The organism is Chromobacterium haemolyticum (assembly GCF_002081825.1).
In the GTDB taxonomy this organism is placed as follows: domain Bacteria; phylum Pseudomonadota; class Gammaproteobacteria; order Burkholderiales; family Chromobacteriaceae; genus Chromobacterium; species Chromobacterium fluminis.
Map to the genome: position 1 here is coordinate 1 of NZ_MUKU01000024.1, position 17,334 is coordinate 17,334.

The window sequence follows — 17,334 nt, forward strand, 5'->3', positions numbered from 1 at the left end:
ATTGAATGTGTTGTGCTTTGCCAGTCTGGCATCAGCAGGTACGTTACCCGCCCAATTGGCGCGCTTACTGGAGCAGTCGAGGCTGTTTGTGCTGCCACCACGCAGACCAGGCCGACATTGCCCGCGAGTCGTGAAGAACAGGGCACACAAATATCCAACGAAAAATGCCAGTCAGCGTTAACTGACTGGCATTATCCCCATGGGAGGCTTGCTGCGTTTGGGGCGCTAGAAATCCACGCGCATGAGCAGGCGCGGATCGTTGTCGCCGAAGTAATGAGGCTGATGTTCGACGACGACAAAGCCAAGCTGCTGGTACAGCCTGACCGCGGAGTTGTCGGGGTGCACTGTCAGCTTCGCGTAGGTGGCCTGGCGAGTCCGCAGCGCTTGCAGCAGGGCCTGCAGCAGTTGCTTGCCGACGCCCTGTCCGCGGCAATGCTCATGGACCGCCAGCGACATGATCCAGAATTCGCCTTGCCCGCTGCCCGGAGCGCCGATGATGTAGCCGCCCAGTTCTCCGTCTTGAGCGCCTGCCGCGACGAAGAATAGATCCGGCCACAGGTCATGAGCCTGGCGGAAGAAAAAGTCCGGGTAGACGTGATGACCGAATACCGCTTGTTCGATCTGGAAGACCGGGGCGATGTCTTGGAGTTGCGCCGGGCGTGCCATCATCTGAAAACATCCTTTTGTGTAGTGCGTTTGAGCGGGCAAGCCTACTGTAATGTCCGGCGCTTGCAAAGGCGCGGGCAAGAAAAAAGCCGCGCTGGGCGCGGCTTGCAGCGAGCGCGGCGGCTCACCACATCACTTTGACCTTGTCGTTGCCCAGCCAGTCCTGTAGCGCCAGCAAGAGGCCGTCGTCCAAGCGGACGCCCCAGGGCGGCGGCAGCATCAGATCGCCGCTGGCCGCGCCGTTGTTGTAATGGATGCGCACTGGGCAGCCGGCATCCTCGCTACGGAACGGATGCAGCTGGGACTTGAGCTTGCTGACGTCCACCTTGCCGGCCAGTTTCAGAGACAGGCTGCGTGCGTAGCGGCTGCGCGCCTCGCCCAATTCATAGACTTTATCGGCGACGATGCGCAGGCCGCCGGAGAAGTTGTCCTCGCTTACCTTGCCTTCTATCACCAGTACTACGTCGTCTTTCAATCGGCTGCGGTTGGCTTCGAAGCTTTCAGCGAACAGGCTGACTTCCAGCTTGGCGCTGCCGTCATCCAACTGGACGAAGGCCATTTTGCCGCGGTTGCCCACTTTGACCCGGATGCCAGTGACGAAACCGGCCAGGAGTTGCGGCTCTTTACGCGGGCTGAGCCGGGACAGCGGGGTTTTGATGAAGCCGCGAATTTCCTTGGCGTACGCGGCGAAGGGATGGCCTGACAGATAGAAGCCGATGGCCAGCTTTTCCTCCGCCAGTTTGACTGCGTCGCTCCACGGCTTGATTTCCACCATTTCCACGCTGGGGGCGACATCGTCGCCGAACATGTCGAACAGGCCGCCCTGATTGGCGTTGGCGTGTTCTTGCTCGGCGGCGTTCATCGCCAGGCCGACATTGCCGAACAACTTGGCCCGGTTGGGTTCGATGCTGTCGAAGGCGCCGGCGCGGATCAGCGCCTCGATCACGCGCTTGTTGACGATTTTTTTATCGGTGCGGCGGCAGAAGTCGAACAGGTCCTTGAACGGGCCGGATTCCGCGCGTACCGCGACGATGTGGTCGACAGCCGCTTCGCCGGTGCCTTTGATCGCGCCCAAGGCGTAGCGGATGTGTTTGCGGTCTACCGGCACGAAGCGGTAGTAGCTCTGGTTGACATCCGGCGGCAGGAAGATCAGGCCGTTTTTGCTGTCCACGCTGTCGTCGTAGAACACCTTGAGCTGGTCGGTGTTGTCCAATTCAGAGGACATGGTGGCCGCCATGAAGGCCGCGGTGTGATGGGCCTTGAGCCAGGCGGTCTGGTAGGAGACCACGGCGTAGGCGGCGGTGTGCGACTTGTTGAAGCCGTACTCGGCGAACTTGGCCATCAGGTCGAACAGCATCTCGGCCAGCTTGGGATCGTAGCCCTTGGTGGCCGCGCCCTGGGCGATCTTGCCGCGGTGTTCGGCCATTTCCTCGGGCTTTTTCTTGCCCATCGCGCGCCGCAGCATGTCGGCGCCGCCCAGGGTGTAGCCGCCGATGATCTGCGAGATCTGCATCACTTGTTCCTGATACACGATCACGCCGTAAGTCGGGTCCAGGCAGGCCTGCAGGTCCGGGTGGTAGTAATCGACCTCCTGCTTGCCGGCCTTGCGCAGGATGAAGTCGTCCACCATGCCGGAGCCGAGCGGGCCGGGTCGATACAGGGCCAGCACAGCGATGATGTCTTCGAAACGGTCTGGCTTCAGTTTTTCCAGCAGCCGTTTCATGCCGTCCGATTCAAGCTGGAATACGGCGGTAGTGTTGGCCTGTTGCAGTACTTTGTAGGCGGCGGGATCGGTGAACTCGAGCAGGTTGAGATTGGTGTCGAAACTCGGGTCCAGGTTTTTGATGTAGTTGACCGCCAGTTCGATAATGGTCAGGTTGCGCAGGCCCAGGAAGTCGAACTTCACCAGGCCCACTTTTTCCACATCGTCCTTGTCCAGCATCGATACCGGCACCGCGCCGTCGGCGCTGGCTTGGTACATCGGGCAGAAGTCGGTGATCTTGCCCGGCGCGATCAAGACGCCGCCGGCGTGCATGCCGATGTTGCGGGTCAGGCCTTCCAGTTTTTTGGCCAGCACCCACAGCTCGCGCAGCTCTTCCTCGTTCTCCAGTCGCTCGCGCAGCACCGGCTCCATTTCCACCGCGTCGTCCAGCGAGTACTGCTTGCCGGGCGCGGCCGGAATCAGCTTGGATACGCCGTCGCAGAACATATAGGGCAGGTCCAGCACCCGGCCGACGTCGCGCACCACCGCCTTGGCGGCCATGGTGCCGAAGGTAGCGATTTGCGATACCGCCTCGGCGCCGTATTTCTGGCGCACGTATTCGATCACGCGGTAACGGTTGTCCTGGCAGAAGTCGATGTCGAAGTCAGGCATCGATACCCGCTCGGGGTTGAGGAAGCGTTCGAACAGCAGCGCGTAGGCCAGTGGATCGATATCGGTGATGCCTATGCTGTAGGCCACGAGCGAGCCGGCGCCGGAGCCGCGGCCCGGTCCCACCGGGCAGCCATTGTTTTTGGCCCAGTTGATGAAGTCGGCAACGATCAGGAAGTAGCCGGGGAAACCCATCTGGATGATGGTGTCGCACTCGATCTTCAAACGCTCATCGTAGCGCGCTCGTTCTTGGAGGCGCACTTCCGGGTCGGGGTAGAGCTTGGCCAGCCGTTCTTCCAGTCCTTCCTGGGACAGATGCACCAGGTAGTCGTCCAGCGTCATGCCGTCCGGGGTGGGGAATTGCGGCAGGTAGTTTTTGCCCAATTGCACGCTGATATTGCAGCGGCGGGCGATTTCCACTGAGTTTTCCAGCGCTTCGGGAATGTCGGCGAAGCGCTCCAGCATTTGTTCCGTGGACAGGAAGTACTGGTTTTCCTCGAAGCTGCGCGGCCGGCGCTTGTCGCCCAGGGTGAAGCCCTCGGCGATGCAGACGCGGGCCTCGTGGGCCTTGAAATCGTCCGGGTCCATGAACTGGATAGGGTGGGTGGCCACTACAGGCAGGCCGATCTCGCCGGCCAGCCACAGCGAGGCTTGCAACGCGTTTTCCACCTGCGGGTTGTCCAGACGTTGCAGTTCCAGGTAGAAATTGTCCGGGAAGCAGCGTTCCCAATATTCGGCGCGGCGGCGCGCTTCGTCGCGCTGCCCCATCAGCAAGGCCTGGCCAACGTCGCCCAGGTGAGCGCCGGATAGGCAGATCAGGCCGCTGTTGTCGCCGTTTTCCAGCCAGGCGCGCTTGAGTTCGGCGCGGCCGCGGTACTGGTTGTGGGTATAAGCGTCGGCCAGCAGTTCGCACAAGCGTCCGTAGCCCTGGCGGTTCTTTACCGTCAGCATCAGGCGATAAGGCTTGTCGCGGTCTTCCTCGTTTTCCAGCCAGACATCGCAGGACACGATGGGCTTGACGCCTTTGTCCCGACAGCCCTTGTAGAACTTGACCATGCCGAAGAGGTTCATCAGATCGGACATGCCCACCGCAGGCATATTGTCCTTGATGGCGCGCTTGATGGCGTCATCCAGGCGCACGATGCCGTCGGTGATGGAGAACTCCGAGTGGAGGCGCAGATGAATAAAACGAGGTGAGTTCATCGCGCCATTTTACCTGCCGAGCGGTTGCGACACCATCGCCGGGCGCATTTGACGCGCTGGTATTTTGCTGCTTTGCAGCATTAGAATGATGGCATCAGGGAGGAATCAATATGGACTGCGACATCAAGACGCTGCCGCCCGAGGCGGTGTATCCCTTGCTGGTGGGCGGCGTGCTGCCCCGGCCCATCGCCTGGGTCAGCACCCAGGACTTGCGGGGCGTGGCCAACTTGGCGCCGTTTTCCTTTTTCACCGTGGCCAGCGTGAAGCCGCCGGTGTTGGCGCTGAGCATTCTGACGCCGGCCGACGGCGGGGAGAAGGATACCTTGACCAATATTCGCGCCACCGGCGAGTTTGTGGTCAACGTGGTGCCGGAGCGCTTGGCGGAAGAGATGAACCTCAGCTGCGGCCCTTATGCGCCGGAAGTGGATGAGTTCGATCTGGCCGGCGTGGCCAAGGCGCGCAGCCGGCAGGTAAGGGCGCCGGGCGTGGAGCTGGCGCCGCTGCGCTTCGAGTGCGTGTTGAGCCAGTGTCTGACCTTGGGCGACGGCGCGGGCGCCGGCAACCTGGTGCTGGGCGAGGTGCGCCAGGTGTATGTGGCGGATGAGGCGTGGCGGGACGGCCGCGTGTCGGGCGAGGCCCTGGCCTTGGTGGGCAAGCTGGGCGGCGACGAGTTCAGCCGCGCCGAGCCCGCCTTCAGTTTACGGCGACCGGGAGCGTGACGGCGCGGCGGCTTTGGCTGATCAGTTCGTCCAGCAGCGCGTAGCGCCGCTGATATTCCGCGCGCTTCTTGCTGGCGATCTCGCTCAGGGGCTTGCGCGGCAATTGCAGCGGCAGGCTGAAGAAGCGTTTGCAAGCGGTGGGCTGGGCGTCGAAGGTATCCCAGAAGCTGTCGTAATCGGCGAAGAACTGGCGACGATAGCGCCAGGAGCTGTAGATATGCTGCCATTTGCTGACGGCCAGCACCTGGCTAGCGCCTATTTCCTGGGCCAGCGCGACCAAGGCCTCCACCGCCAAACGCTTGGGAAACAGACCGTGGCTTTGCTTGGTGAGCTGGTGCACGGCTTCTGCGCCATGGGGTTTGCGCGGGCCTTGGAGGCCGCCGATGATGATGGCGGCTTCACCTTGATGGCGGGTGATGGTGAAGGTCAGCGTGGCGATGGCGATCCCTTCCTCCGAGCAGATCTGCAAGGACAGTTCGCCTTCTTTGTCGAAGCTGTGGCGGTGCGTCAGCACCGCCGTGATCGCGGCCTCGTTTTTGCCGAGCAATTCGGCCAGCGTCAAGCCGGCATCGGAGAGGAGGCTGCGGTAAGCGGCGGGAGACACCCGCTCGGCCAGCGTCTGATAGTGTTCGCGCAAGGCCGCCAGCTTGCCGCTTGGGCCAAGAGAACGGTACAGGTAGGGGCGATGCAGCTTGCAGGCCAGCCTAGGATTGGCTTGCAGGTGGCGGCGCAGCGCGGGTTGACCCCAGCTGTCCAGCCAGCGCAGTGTCCAGGGCAAGGTCAGCAATCCGCGCAGCGCGAACTTACAGCGGTTCTTCCCTTCGTCGAATCCATCCTCGCGGGAGAAGCGCCCGCTGGCCAGGGACCAGAACAAATCCACCGCGTTCAGCGCCGACATACCATAACCTCAAGAAAAAAAGGGTTAAGGCTACGTTATCCCGGCGCTGTGATTGTTAAGAAATATTGGGCAAACTGTGACGAATTGTGACAATTTGATCGTAAATTAAATACGTTGTAATTATTTTGCCGCACCCAGTAGCTGGCCCAGCGGTTGTTCCAACCGATAAAGGCGGAAGCGTTCTTTCGGGTCGCCCGGACGCTGGAAGCTCTCTAGCGGCGTCAGGCCGGTCAGGTAGGGCGGCAACTGGTCATGCAGGGACTGGACCAGCAGCCAGCGGCAGTTTTTGGCCTGCGGCGTGCTTTCCAGCCGCTGAGTGCGGTAGTTGGCGTAGTAGTCCAGCAAGGCTCGTTGGGGCTCGCCGAGGCCGACGCTGGCGACGCATTCGCCCTGCCGGCCGATGTCGGCGAGGATGGGGCGCAGCGGAGCGAAGGTTTCGCGATAGCGCATGCCGTGATCCAGCGCGGGTAGCCATAAAGTGGCTAGGCCGCCCCACAACAGCATGATGGTCAGGCTCCAGCGCCAGGCGAAGCCGGGAGCCGTGTTTGACGGGAAACGTCGCCATAAGCAGACCACGCCGCCGGCAATCAGGCTGAAGGCCAGCCAGGTCCACGGGTGCCATTGCGGATGCCAGTCGGTGAATTTGCGGTGCAGCAGGTGGCGGGCGAATTGCGCGGGCTCGCCGGTGGAGAGCACCCAGGCGATAGCTAGCACGACGGCGCTCAGCGTCAGGCAGAGCAGAAGGCTGAAGCCAGACAGCGCGCGCCAGCCGCGGTGGGCTTCGCTGGCGCGCAAGCCTGTGATGGCCAGCAGCGCCAGCGGCAGCAGGAGGGGCATCGCATACAGTTCGCGGGCGTCGCCCGCCAGCGACAAGACCGCCAGCGTCACCAGCCAGAGCAGGGCCGGCGCGGCGGGCCAGGCGCGGGTCCATTGCCGGCGGCCGCGCCACAATCCCCACAAGGCCAGCGGCAACACCGGGATGCCGTACCAGGGCAGGGTGCGGCCGTAGAACAGGCGCGGCGCCTTGGGACCCAGGTGGGCGCTGCCGTCGAAGCGGCCGAAGTTGTTCACTTTGAACCAGAGCTGGAATAGAGCGGGATCGCGCAAGTACAGGCTTAGGCCCCACAGCGCGGTCAGCGGCAAGCCGATCAGCGCGGCGAGCAGCAGGCCGCCGGCGTAACGGCGGCTGCGGTAATCGGGATGCAGCGGCAGCAGCAAGGCGGTCAGGCCCAGGCAGCCGGGGCCCAGCAGTCCCTTGCTCAAGAAAGCGGAGGCTCCGCCCAAGCCCAGCAGCGCGCCGCCGAGCCAGGCGCGCCGGCGCAGCAGCACCAGCCCGGCCAGACCCCAGGCGACGCCGGCCAACAGAGCGGTATCGGTAATCATTTGATGGGCGCGCATCGGCAGGCCCAGGCATCCCAGCAGCAGCAAGGCGCCCCAGGCCGCGGCGCGACGGCCATACAAGGCCCCGGCGGAGACGGCGGTGCCGGCCAGGGCCAGCGCCATCCAGCCGCCGGCGGCCAGCCGCGCGGCGTCCGGCGCGCTGAGCCAGCCGCTGAACAATTGCATGGTGAAGGCAGCGCTGATGAAGAACAGCGGCGGCTTTTCCATGAAGGGCTCGCCGGCCAGCGTCGGCACGACCCAGTCGCCGGTCTGAGCGATATGGCGGATCAGGCCGAAGGTATAGGCTTCGTCCGGCTTCCAGGGCTCATGACCCACCAGGCCGGGCAGCAGCCAGGCGACGGCGATGAGCAAGAACAGCCAGGCGGGGATGGACGGCAGGCCGGAATCTGCGGGCTGCGCGGCGGGAGGGGTGGAAAAACGCATGGAGTCCGCGGAAAAGTTGTCGTTAATTGTTATGGGAAAGGGGAGGACGCGCCGTCCCGTTCATCAGGCTAATGCGTAGCGGCCACGGGCTTCTGCCAGGAAGGTCCGCGGCCGGATGGTAGAGTGTAGCGTTGTTTGCGCTTCAAGCAAACTTGAGCTCGGCCGCTTGGGGACGAGGGCGGCCTCAATTGGGCGGCGGGTCTTTCGGCCGCATCGAGTGCAGCGCGGACTTTTGCATTTCCAGGGCTTTGATCTGCATGCTCAACATGCCCATATTCATGGTCAGCCAGCTTTCCACCACGCGCAATTCAGCCAGTTTGCGGTCTATTTCTTCCTCGCTCATTGGCGGGAGAAAGGGTTGCATGCCCGGCGGGGTGGCGGTTTGCCAGAACTGGCGGAACAGGGCGAAGGGATCGTTGGGGTTGAATTCGTTGCTCATGGGCTGCTCCCTCGGCGAAGAAAAAACGGGCAAGCTGCGCTTGCCCGTTCAGTATATGCCTTTAAATCCAGGCCGACGCTTACTTACTGTTCTGCGCGTCCACGGCGGCCAGGGCCACCATGTTGACGATGCGGCGAACCGAAGCGATTGGGGTCAGGATGTGAGCCGGCTTGCTCATGCCCATCAGGATGGGGCCGATGGTCACGCCGTCGGAGGCGGAGACGCGCAACAGGTTGTAGCTGATGTTGGCGGCTTCCACGTTCGGCATGATCAGCAGGTTGGCGGAGCCTTTCAGCGTGCTGTCCGGCATCGCCTGGTTGCGGATGCTTTCCACCAGCGCGGCGTCGCCCTGCATCTCGCCGTCGATTTCCAGGTCCGGCTGCGCCGAGCGGATCTGGTCGAAGGCGGCGCGCATCTTCTGCGCCGACGCGCTGTTCAGCGTGCCGAAGCTGGAGTTGGACAGCAGCGCGGCCTTGGGCGCGATGCCGAAGCGCTTGATCGATTCGCTGGCCATGCGGGTGATGCTGGCTAGTTGCTCGGCGCTCGGGTCGGCGTTGACGTAGGTGTCGGCGATGAAGATGTTGCCGGTGGGCAGGATCAGCGCGTTCATTGCGCCGGCCACTTGCTCCGGGTTGTTGTAGCCGAGCACGGTTTCAACAATGTCGAAGTGCTGGCGGTACGGCCCGTAGGTGCCGCAGATCATCGCATCGGCGTCGCCGCGGCGCACCATCATCGCGCCGATCAGCGTGGTGTTGCCGATCACGCGGCGGCGAGCCTGCTCCTGGGACACGCCCTTGCGCTTGGTCAGCTGGTAGTACTCTTTCCAGTACTCGGCGAAGCGCGGGTCGGATTCGTTGTTGACGATCTCGAAGTCCTTGCCGGCCACCAGCTTCAGGCCCAGCTTCTGGATGCGCATGTCGATGACGCTGGGGCGGCCGATCAGGATGGGCTTGGCCAGGCCTTGGGTGACGATTTCCTGAGTGGCGTGCAGTACGCGCTCGTCCTCGCCCTCGGTCAGCACCACGCGCTTCTGTTCTTTCTTGGCCTGAGCGAACACCGGCTTCATGAACAAATTAGTCTTGTACACGAATTGGGCCAGTTGATCGGCGTAGGCGTCGAAGTCCTGGATCGGGCGGGTGGCCACGCCGGAATCCATCGCGGCCTTGGCCACGGCGGGAGCGATCTTGACGATCAGACGCGGGTCGAACGGTTTCGGAATCACGTATTCCGGACCGAAGGACAGTTCCTGGTCGCCGTAGGCGGTGGCCACTACATCGTTCTGTTCGGCCAGCGCCAAGTCGGCGATCGCGCGCACGGTGGCCAGCTTCATCTCTTCATTGATGGTGGTGGCGCCCACATCCAGCGCGCCGCGGAAGATGAAGGGGAAGCACAACACGTTGTTGACCTGGTTCGGGTAGTCCGAACGGCCGGTGCCGATGATGGCGTCCGGGCGCACTTCCTTCACCAGCGGCGGCAGGATTTCCGGCTCCGGATTGGCCATGGCCAGGATCAGCGGCGAGCGGGCCATGGATTTGACCATGTCCTGGGACACCAGCCTGGGGCCGGACAGGCCCATGAAGATGTCGGCGCCGGCCATGGCGTCGGCGAGCTTGCGCTGGCCGTTGTCCTTGATCGCGTAGCGTTTCTTGGAGTCGTCCAGCTTCTCGTCGCGGCCTTCGTAGATCACGCCCTTGGAGTCGCAGACGGTGATGTTCTCGCGCTTCACGCCCAGAGCCACCAACAGGTCCAGGCAGGCGATGGCGGCGGCGCCGGCGCCGGAAGCCACCACGCGCACTTTGGCGATGTCCTTCTCCACCAGGCGCAGGCCGTTGAGCACAGCGGCGGCGGCCACGATGGCGGTGCCGTGCTGGTCGTCATGGAACACCGGAATGTTCATGCGTTCGCGGCATTTCTTCTCGATATAGAAGCACTCGGGCGCCTTGATGTCCTCAAGGTTGATGCCGCCGAAGGTGGGTTCCAGCGAACAGATGATGTCCACCAGCTTGTCCGGGTCCAGCTCGTTGACCTCGATGTCGAACACATCGATGCCGGCGAACTTCTTGAACAGCACGCCCTTGCCTTCCATCACCGGCTTGCCGGCCAGCGCGCCGATATTGCCGAGGCCCAGCACCGCGGTGCCGTTGGAAATCACAGCCACCAGATTGCCGCGCGCGGTGTATTTGTAGGCGTTCAGCGGATCTTCCACGATGGCGTCGCAGGCGGCCGCCACTCCGGGGGAGTAGGCCAGGGCGAGGTCGCGTTGGGTGGTGAGAGGCTTGGTCGGGGCAACCTGGATTTTGCCCGGGTTGGGGTACTGGTGGTATTCCAGTGCGCTCTGGCGCAATTGCTCGTCCATTCTCTGGGACTCCTGAGGTTGATCTTTAGGTGGTTGGTTGGTGTAAGAGAGTAACTACACATTATACGGGCTTAAGGGCGGGCGGGGCTATCGCCTTGTCGGACAAAAAACGCGATGGCGCATGCCATCGCGTTTTCACGCCTGTCAGGCGGATGCTAATTCACCATGCCCAGCGCGCGCGGCAGCCATAGCGAGATCTCCGGAATGTAGGTGACGGCCACCAGGAAGCCCAGCATGGTCAGCAACCAGGGCCAGACCGCCACCGTCAGTTCAGTGATGCCCATCTTGGTGATCCCGGAAGCAACGTAAAGGTTCAATCCCACTGGCGGATGGCACATGCCCACCTCCATGTTCACCGCGATCAGAATGCCGAAGTGGATGGGATTGACGCCCAGTTTCACCGCCACCGGATAGAGGATGGGCGCCATGATCAGCACGATGGCGGACGGGTCCATGAAGTTGCCGGCCGCCAGCAGCAGGATATTGGTCAGCAGCAGGAAGGCGACGATGCCCAGGCCCTGGCCGGTCATCCAGGCCGCCATCGCCTGCGGAATCTGCTCGGACGCCAGCAGGAAGGAGAACAGCACCGCGTTGGTGATGATGTAGAGCAGCATGGAACTCATGGACGCGGCGTTCAGCAAGACTTTGGGCACATCCTTCAGCCCCATGTCCTTGTAGACGAAGACCGCGATCACGAAGGCGTACACCGCCGCCATCGCCGCCGCCTCGGTGGGCGTGAAGATGCCGCTGTAAATGCCGCCTATCACCAGCGCGATCAACAACAGGCCCCAGACGCTGTCGCGGAAAGCCTGCCAACGCTCGCCCCAGCCGGCGCGGGGCAGGCGCGGGTAGTCGAACTTCTTGGCGCGGAACCAGGTGGTCAGGCCCAGAAGCAGGGACAGGCACAGGCCGGGCAGTACCCCGGCCATGAACAGCTGGCCCACCGAGGCGGTGCTGACGCTCATGCCGTTGGGGCCGGTGACATCCATGCCGGCGGTGGCGATGCTGTACATCACCAGGTTGATCGACGGCGGAAACAGAATGCCCAGCGCGCCGGAAGTGGTGATCACGCCGGCGCCGAAGCGCTGCGGATAACCCTGCTTGACCATGGCCGGCAGAATGATGGAGCCCACCGCCACCACGGTGGCCACCGAGGAGCCGGTGATCGCGGCGAACAGCGCGCAGGACACCACGCCGGCCAGGCCCAGGCCGCCGTACCAGTGGCCCACCAGCGTGGTGGCGAAGCGGATCATGCGTTTGGCCACCCCGCCGTGCATCAGGAAGTTGCCGGCCAGGATGAAGAAGGGGATGGCCATGATTTCAAACTTCTCGATGCCGGTGAACAGCTTCAGTGCCACCGAAGTGACCGGCACGTCCGTCATGGTGAACAGGAAGGTCAGCACCGTCAGGCCCAGGGAGATGGAAATCGGCATGCCGGTCAGCATCAGCAGCATCAACAGGCCGAAAATGATCAAGGCGCTCATGGGCGGCCTCCGTGATGCATATCGTGCGGGTGCATATTGTCCAGCTGCTCGTCGCCCTCAATGCCGTCCACATGGCCGTGGTCATGCTTGGGCAGCGAGCCGGTCTTGACGAAGTTCCAGGCCACTTGCAGGAAGCGGAAGCACATCAGCGAGGAACCACAGGGAATGGCCAGATAGACCAGCCACATCGGCGCCTCCAGATCCGGCGAGGTTTGATCGGTGTGGGCGATGTTCCAGACAAAATCCCCGCCCATGACGGCGACGGTGCCGGTGAACAGCGCGCCGGCCAGCAGGCCGAACACGATGAAACGTCCGCGACGTTTGTCGCTGAGCCGGTTGATCAGCACATCGACGCCGACATGGATGCCGGTGCGCACGCCGTAAGCGGCGCCGAACTTGGCCATCCAGACGAATAGATAAATGGTCAGCTCCTGCGCCCAGGACATATTGATGTGGGCGAGCAGGGGCTGCAGAGTGGCGATGCCTGAACCATAGCGGTGCAGCACCGCGGTAAAGGTGATGAGGGTGGCCGCCCCCATCAGGCAGGCGATCATCCACTCCTCAAGGTGATCGAGGAATTTGAGCATGACGGTCTCCGCATGGAACAAGAGCATGCCTGGCGGACATGCTCTTGAGCCGGGCTGGCTTTATTTGGCCGGATTGAAACCGGTTTCTTTATAGATCTGGTTTAGCAGATCCTGGCCAATACGGCCGGCCATCTTGGTGTGAACCGGCGCCAGCGCCTTTTTGAAGGCGCTGCGTTCCTGCGGAGTGGGGGTGTAGATTTGGGTTTTGCCGGACGCCTTGATGCCGGCCAGCGCGCGCTCGTTTTCCTTCTTGGCGATATCGTTGGCGTAAGTGGACGCATCGCGGATCGCGCTGTCCAGCTGGGTGCGCACGTCGGCCGGCAGGCCGTCCCAGAACTTCTTGTTGACGATGACGGCGTAGCCGAGGAAGCCGTGCTGGGTCAGCGTCAGCTGTTTTTGCACCTCATAGGCCTTGCTGGTGTACAGATTGGACGCTTCCAGCTCGGTGCCGTCCACCACGCCGGTCTGCAGCGCCTGATACACCTCGGAGAAAGCCATCACCTGCGGCAGCGCGCCCAGGGTGCGCATTTCCTCTTCCAGCACCTTGGACGACTGGATGCGGATCTTCAGACCCTTGAGGTCGGCGGGGGTGCGGATGGGCTTGTTGGCGGAGAAGTTCTTGAAGCCGTTGTCCCAATAGGCCAGGCCCTTGATGCCCTTGCTCTCCAGCTTGCCCAGCAATTGCTTGCCGATGGGGCCGTGCATCACCTTGTTGACCTGATCGTAGTTGTCGAACAGATAGGGCAGGTCGAACACCTCGAACTCCTTGACTCCCAGCGGGCCGAACTTGGCCAGGCTGGGCGCCAGCATCTGCACCGCGCCCAGTTGCAAGGCCTCCAGTTCTTCCTTGTCCTTGTACAACTGGCTGTTGGGATACACTTGCACCTTGACCTTGCCCTTGGTGCGCTCCTCCGCTAGTTTCTTGAAATATTCAGCGGCTTTGCCCTTGGGCGTGTCCGGGGAGACCACATGGCTGAACTTGATGAGGATTTCGCCGGCGGCGTTGGCAACGCCGGATAAAGCGAACGCGGCGCAGAGGGCCGCGGCGGCTGTCTTCAGTTTCATTCTCTATCTCCATCGTACTTGTATAGTGTTATAGGGAAGCAACCAACCCATTGGCATTTTATGGCCGGCAAAAGAGATTTAGCCGGCGCCATGGGCGATTTTTCCTTATGCGCTGTCCTTGTGGACAGTCTGCTTGTTCCGTGTAAAGTAGAATTTCCTATTTCTTTCAACTATTAGGGACTTCCGCATTAGGGCTTTCCCTAGCATGTCATGCAGATAAAAAATTTATTGTCGCGTCGTTCCCCCCGCATGCTCTGGCTCAGCGCCGGCGCCTTGCTGTTGGCCCTGCTGCTGGCGTTGGGCAGCCTGTTCTATCTGGTATACCGCGACTGGCGCGACGAGCAACAAGACAACCTGATCCAGGAAGTGCTGTGGCTAGAGCAGTCCCTGCGCATGTATCTGGAAGGGCAGCAGGAATGGGCTGAAAACCTGGGCCGGGAAATCGAGAGCGGCAATATCGACAGCCAGCGTTTTGCCCGCCAGGCTGCGTTTTACCTGCGGGGCAACCCGGAATTGCTGAACATCGAGCAGGTAGATCCGGACGGCAAGGTGCTGCGCGACCAGCACGGCACCCGCCGCGACGGCAGCGTGCTGTCCGGCGAAACCTTCGACGCGCTGTGGCGCGCCAACCGACTGTTGCGACCCAGCTACGGCGCGCCCTATCAGGGCGGCGACGGCAAATATCGTTTCGACCTGGCCGTGCCCATCGTTCACGACGGCAAAGCCCTGGGCGGCTTGCGGCTGTCCTACCAGATGGACCTGCTGCTGTTCAACCAAGTGCCGTGGTGGATCGCCTCCAAGAACTACATCAGCATCCAGGATCTCAGCGGCAAAATCCTGGCCAGCAAGTTCGATCCGGCGGAGCGCCCCGGCACCCTCTCGCATCAGACCAGTTTCGACCCGCCCGGCTACGGCCTCTATCTGCACGCAACCAGCTACCGCGCTGGCTTGGGGTTGACCCTGCCGGTGCTGTCCGGCCTGATCGCGCTGCTGGTCAGCGCACTCTTGTACGCCGCCTGGCGCATCCGCCGCCACGTGCGCGAACGCGCGCACGCCGAGCAGGCGCTGGCCAAGGAAGTGTCCTTGCGCCAAGCGATAGAAGACTGCATGAAAAGCGGCCTGGTGGCCTTGGAGGACGAAGGGCGCATCGTGCGCGTCAACCGCGCCTTCTGCGACATGCTGGGTTTCAGCGCGGATGAACTAGTGGGCCAGGCGCCGCCCCATCCGTTCTGGCCGGCGGACGACCATGAAGCCATGACCGCGGCGATCGCCGCGGTGCGCGACAACCGCCAGCCGGAGCAAGGCTTCGAACTGCGCTTCGCGCGCAAGAACGGCGAATTCATCGAAGTGCGGCTCTACGCCACCCCGCTGGTGGAAGCCGACGGCAGCCAGCGCGGCTGGATCGCCTCCCTGTTCGACATCACCGAGCGCAAGCGGCAGCGGCTGGCGCTCAACGCCTCCCATCAGCGCTTCCTCACCGTGCTCAACGGCCTGGTGGCCGGCGTCTGCGTGATGGAGGAAAGCGGCGGCCTGCTGCTGTACGCCAACCCTGCGTTTGCCCGGCTATGGCTGGCGGAAGAACCGGACGGCCCCTGCTGCGTGCTGCTGCCCGGCCTGCAGGACCAGCCGGAACAGGACGAATACGGCCTGGAGTTCACCACCGACGGCGGCGGCAGCTGGTTCCAGATGCACCGCCGCCGCATAGACTGGGTAAACGGCGAATCCGCCTGGCTGGCCATCCTGGCCGACGTTAGCGAAGACAAGGCGCGCGAGGGGAGGGAACTGGCGCAGCAGGAACGGCTGCAAAACACCTCGCGGCTGATCGCCATGGGCGAGATGGCCTCCTCGCTGGCGCACGAACTGAACCAGCCGCTGACCGCCATCAACACCTACGCCGCCGGCGTCAGCCGTCGGCTGCCGGCGGAGCTGGAACTGCCGGCCGGCGTGCGCGAGGCGATCCAGGAAATTGCCGGGCAGGCCAAGCGCGCCGCCCAGATCGTCAGCAGCATCCGCGCCTTCGTCAAAAAACACGAGCCGCAATTGCAGCGGGTGGAACCGGGGCCGGTGGTCCTGCGCGCCGTCGGCCTGGCGGAAGGCCTGGCCGTCAAGGCCGGGGTCAAGCTGCAGGTGGAGCAAGACCCGGCCGCCTGCCTGCTGGACATGGACCCGGTGCTGATTGAACAAGTGCTGCTCAATCTGATGAAAAACGCCGTCGAAGCGATGCAAGAAGCCCAGACCAAGCGGCCCAGGGTCAAAGTGCGCACCTCCATCGGCACCGCCTTTTGGCGGGTGGAAGTGGTGGACAACGGCCCCGGCCTGTCCGAGGCAATGAAGAGCAATCTGTTTACTCCGTTCTACTCCACCAAGCCGGAAGGCATGGGCATAGGCCTGAACATCTGCCGCTCCATCGTGGAATTCCACCGCGGCGAATTCGGCGCCAACAGCACCGTGGCCGGCGGCTGCGCGTTCTGGTTTACCTTGCCGCTGGCCAAGTAAGGGGCTTGAAGCCGCAGGGGGCAGGGGTGACAAGTGGCTAATGGGTCAGGTGAACGGCGGGCGCCTCAATAACTATTGTTTGTCATGAGGCCTGGACCGACGCGTGTCGCCCGCCAGCGCCGCGCATCCATTCACTCAGGCAGGAGATCACTCATGAAACCAATAAGCGCGATGTGCATGCTGGCAGGCCTGCTGGCCACCTTGACGATGGGGGCCGCCAATGCGGCGATCACATTCAAGAAAGGCTGGAACGATCCCGCCAACAGCGATGTGAAAACCTATACCCAGGCCGAGGCCACCACCTACCTGCGCAATAAAAGCGATGCCTTGAAGGAAATGATCGACAAGTCGGCCTGCCAGTTGAATGTGTCCAAAGGCTGCCATCAGAAGAGCGATCCGCATTTCACCCTGGACGGCATTGGCTCCAAAGCGTCTTGCAAAAATATTTACGCCGGTTCGAAAAGCATCCACGTCCCCTGCCCGTGAGCGGAGGCGGTGTGAATCAGGCCGCGGCCCGCAGATAGCGGGCCGTCCTTGACTGGCCGTGGCCGGGCGCGGGCATTTTCCCCGACGCCGCCGGATTGGCTTATGCTGTGGCGGCGCGCCGGAACGTCCGCCGCGCCCGCCTTTCCTAATCTGATAGGAGCCCGCCATGTCCGTTTCCATGTACCAAGCCTCCGTCCCGGCGCTGATCCGGGGCCTGAACAATCTGTCCGCCATCCTGGACAAGGCCGCCGCCGACGCCGCCGCGCGCAATATCGCGCCGGACGTGCTGCTGAACGCCCGGCTGGCGCCGGACATGTTCGCGCTGACGCGCCAGGTGCAGATCGCCAGCGACAGCGCCAAAGGCTGCGCCGCGCGGCTGGCGGGCGTCGACGTGCCCAGCTACGCCGACGACGAAGCCAGCTTTGCCGATTTGCAACAGCGCATCGCCAAGACCGTGGCTTTTTTGCAGGGTTTTAACGCCGCGCAGATCGACGGCAGCGAGACGCGGGAAGTGGTGCTGAAAGTGCGCGGCGACGAAATCCGCTTCAGCGGACAGAACTATCTGCTGGGCTTTGTGCTGCCCAACTTCTACTTCCACCTCACCGCCGCCTACGCCATCCTGCGCCACAACGGCGTGGCGCTGGGCAAGATGGATTACTTGGGCGGCGTGTAAGAACCTGTTCACGATCTGCTGCGCATCGGCGATACGGCGTTGAAACCAAGCTCAAAATGCTCATGTA

13 protein-coding genes are annotated in these 17,334 nt (G+C 62.8%); 4 read left to right on the forward strand and 9 right to left on the reverse strand.

The window, feature by feature from the left end; all coding sequences use genetic code 11:
- Window positions 1-225: 225 nt before the first annotated feature.
- Both B0T39_RS16585 and dnaE read right to left on the reverse strand, forming a co-directional pair.
- Window positions 226-669 (reverse strand): GNAT family N-acetyltransferase, encoded by a 444-nt coding sequence (locus B0T39_RS16585; protein ID WP_081548509.1) that lies wholly within the window; start codon window positions 667-669, stop codon window positions 226-228.
- A gap of 121 nt (window positions 670-790) precedes the next feature.
- Complete coding sequence (gene dnaE / locus B0T39_RS16590; protein ID WP_081548511.1) at window positions 791-4,240, reverse strand: DNA polymerase III subunit alpha; 3,450 nt, start codon at window positions 4,238-4,240, stop codon at window positions 791-793.
- Window positions 4,241-4,350: 110 nt separating this feature from the next.
- On the opposite strand from dnaE, the gene B0T39_RS16595 reads away from it, so the two are divergent.
- Window positions 4,351-4,959: a flavin reductase family protein gene (locus B0T39_RS16595; protein WP_081548513.1), complete on the forward strand. Its 609-nt coding sequence runs from the start codon at window positions 4,351-4,353 to the stop codon at window positions 4,957-4,959.
- Here the strand turns inward: B0T39_RS16595 and B0T39_RS16600 are convergent.
- The 7 genes from B0T39_RS16600 to B0T39_RS16630 form a co-directional block, all read right to left on the reverse strand.
- On the reverse strand, window positions 4,934-5,857 hold the full coding sequence (locus tag B0T39_RS16600; RefSeq protein WP_081548515.1) for a VirK/YbjX family protein: 924 nt from the start codon (window positions 5,855-5,857) through the stop codon (window positions 4,934-4,936). The genes B0T39_RS16595 and B0T39_RS16600 overlap by 26 nt on opposite strands.
- A 120-nt stretch (window positions 5,858-5,977) precedes the next feature.
- Window positions 5,978-7,681, reverse strand: coding sequence for an ArnT family glycosyltransferase (locus tag B0T39_RS16605; RefSeq protein ID WP_081548517.1), 1,704 nt, complete (start codon window positions 7,679-7,681; stop codon window positions 5,978-5,980).
- A 184-nt stretch (window positions 7,682-7,865) separates the two neighbouring features.
- Window positions 7,866-8,120, reverse strand: coding sequence for a PhaM family polyhydroxyalkanoate granule multifunctional regulatory protein (locus tag B0T39_RS16610; RefSeq protein ID WP_081548519.1), 255 nt, complete (start codon window positions 8,118-8,120; stop codon window positions 7,866-7,868).
- A gap of 79 nt (window positions 8,121-8,199) precedes the next feature.
- A complete protein-coding gene (locus B0T39_RS16615; protein ID WP_081548521.1) occupies window positions 8,200-10,476 on the reverse strand; it encodes an NADP-dependent malic enzyme in 2,277 nt (758 codons plus the stop codon).
- Between the two features lie 155 nt (window positions 10,477-10,631).
- Window positions 10,632-11,960 carry a TRAP transporter large permease gene (locus B0T39_RS16620; protein WP_081548523.1) on the reverse strand — a complete coding sequence of 443 codons (1,329 nt, stop codon included), beginning with the start codon at window positions 11,958-11,960 and terminating at the stop codon, window positions 10,632-10,634.
- Window positions 11,957-12,547, reverse strand: a complete 591-nt coding sequence (locus tag B0T39_RS16625) for a TRAP transporter small permease (protein ID WP_081548525.1) — start codon at window positions 12,545-12,547, stop codon at window positions 11,957-11,959. Before B0T39_RS16625 ends, B0T39_RS16620 begins: the two co-directional genes overlap by 4 nt.
- A 60-nt stretch (window positions 12,548-12,607) precedes the next feature.
- Complete coding sequence (locus B0T39_RS16630; RefSeq protein WP_081548527.1) at window positions 12,608-13,612, reverse strand: TRAP transporter substrate-binding protein; 1,005 nt, start codon at window positions 13,610-13,612, stop codon at window positions 12,608-12,610.
- A gap of 249 nt (window positions 13,613-13,861) precedes the next feature.
- Between B0T39_RS16630 and B0T39_RS16635 the strand changes: the two genes are divergently transcribed.
- The 3 genes from B0T39_RS16635 to B0T39_RS16645 all read left to right on the forward strand — a co-directional run bounded on the left by B0T39_RS16635 (window position 13,862) and on the right by B0T39_RS16645 (window position 17,267).
- Complete coding sequence (locus B0T39_RS16635) at window positions 13,862-16,108, forward strand: PAS domain S-box protein (protein WP_254894578.1); 2,247 nt, start codon at window positions 13,862-13,864, stop codon at window positions 16,106-16,108.
- A 153-nt stretch (window positions 16,109-16,261) separates the two neighbouring features.
- A complete protein-coding gene (locus tag B0T39_RS16640) occupies window positions 16,262-16,594 on the forward strand; it encodes a hypothetical protein (protein ID WP_141111267.1) in 333 nt (110 codons plus the stop codon).
- Between the two features lie 166 nt (window positions 16,595-16,760).
- Complete coding sequence (locus tag B0T39_RS16645; protein WP_081548533.1) at window positions 16,761-17,267, forward strand: DUF1993 domain-containing protein; 507 nt, start codon at window positions 16,761-16,763, stop codon at window positions 17,265-17,267.
- Window positions 17,268-17,334 lie beyond the last annotated feature (67 nt).

Excerpts from the sequence above, each read along its gene's own strand:
- B0T39_RS16630 (WP_081548527.1), bottom strand. The coding sequence starts at position 13,612 with ATGAAACTGAAGACAGCCGCCGCGGCCCTCTGCGCCGCGTTCGCTTTA.
- B0T39_RS16595 (WP_081548513.1), top strand. The coding sequence starts at position 4,351 with ATGGACTGCGACATCAAGACGCTGCCGCCCGAGGCGGTGTATCCCTTG.
- B0T39_RS16615 (WP_081548521.1), bottom strand. The coding sequence starts at position 10,476 with ATGGACGAGCAATTGCGCCAGAGCGCACTGGAATACCACCAGTACCCC.
- B0T39_RS16610 (WP_081548519.1), bottom strand. The coding sequence starts at position 8,120 with ATGAGCAACGAATTCAACCCCAACGATCCCTTCGCCCTGTTCCGCCAG.
- B0T39_RS16645 (WP_081548533.1), top strand. The coding sequence starts at position 16,761 with ATGTCCGTTTCCATGTACCAAGCCTCCGTCCCGGCGCTGATCCGGGGC.
- B0T39_RS16600 (WP_081548515.1), bottom strand. The coding sequence starts at position 5,857 with ATGTCGGCGCTGAACGCGGTGGATTTGTTCTGGTCCCTGGCCAGCGGG.
- dnaE (WP_081548511.1), bottom strand. The coding sequence starts at position 4,240 with ATGAACTCACCTCGTTTTATTCATCTGCGCCTCCACTCGGAGTTCTCC.
- B0T39_RS16635 (WP_254894578.1), top strand. The coding sequence starts at position 13,862 with ATGCTCTGGCTCAGCGCCGGCGCCTTGCTGTTGGCCCTGCTGCTGGCG.
- B0T39_RS16625 (WP_081548525.1), bottom strand. The coding sequence starts at position 12,547 with ATGCTCAAATTCCTCGATCACCTTGAGGAGTGGATGATCGCCTGCCTG.
- B0T39_RS16585 (WP_081548509.1), bottom strand. The coding sequence starts at position 669 with ATGATGGCACGCCCGGCGCAACTCCAAGACATCGCCCCGGTCTTCCAG.
- B0T39_RS16620 (WP_081548523.1), bottom strand. The coding sequence starts at position 11,960 with ATGAGCGCCTTGATCATTTTCGGCCTGTTGATGCTGCTGATGCTGACC.
- B0T39_RS16640 (WP_141111267.1), top strand. The coding sequence starts at position 16,262 with ATGAAACCAATAAGCGCGATGTGCATGCTGGCAGGCCTGCTGGCCACC.
- B0T39_RS16605 (WP_081548517.1), bottom strand. The coding sequence starts at position 7,681 with ATGCGTTTTTCCACCCCTCCCGCCGCGCAGCCCGCAGATTCCGGCCTG.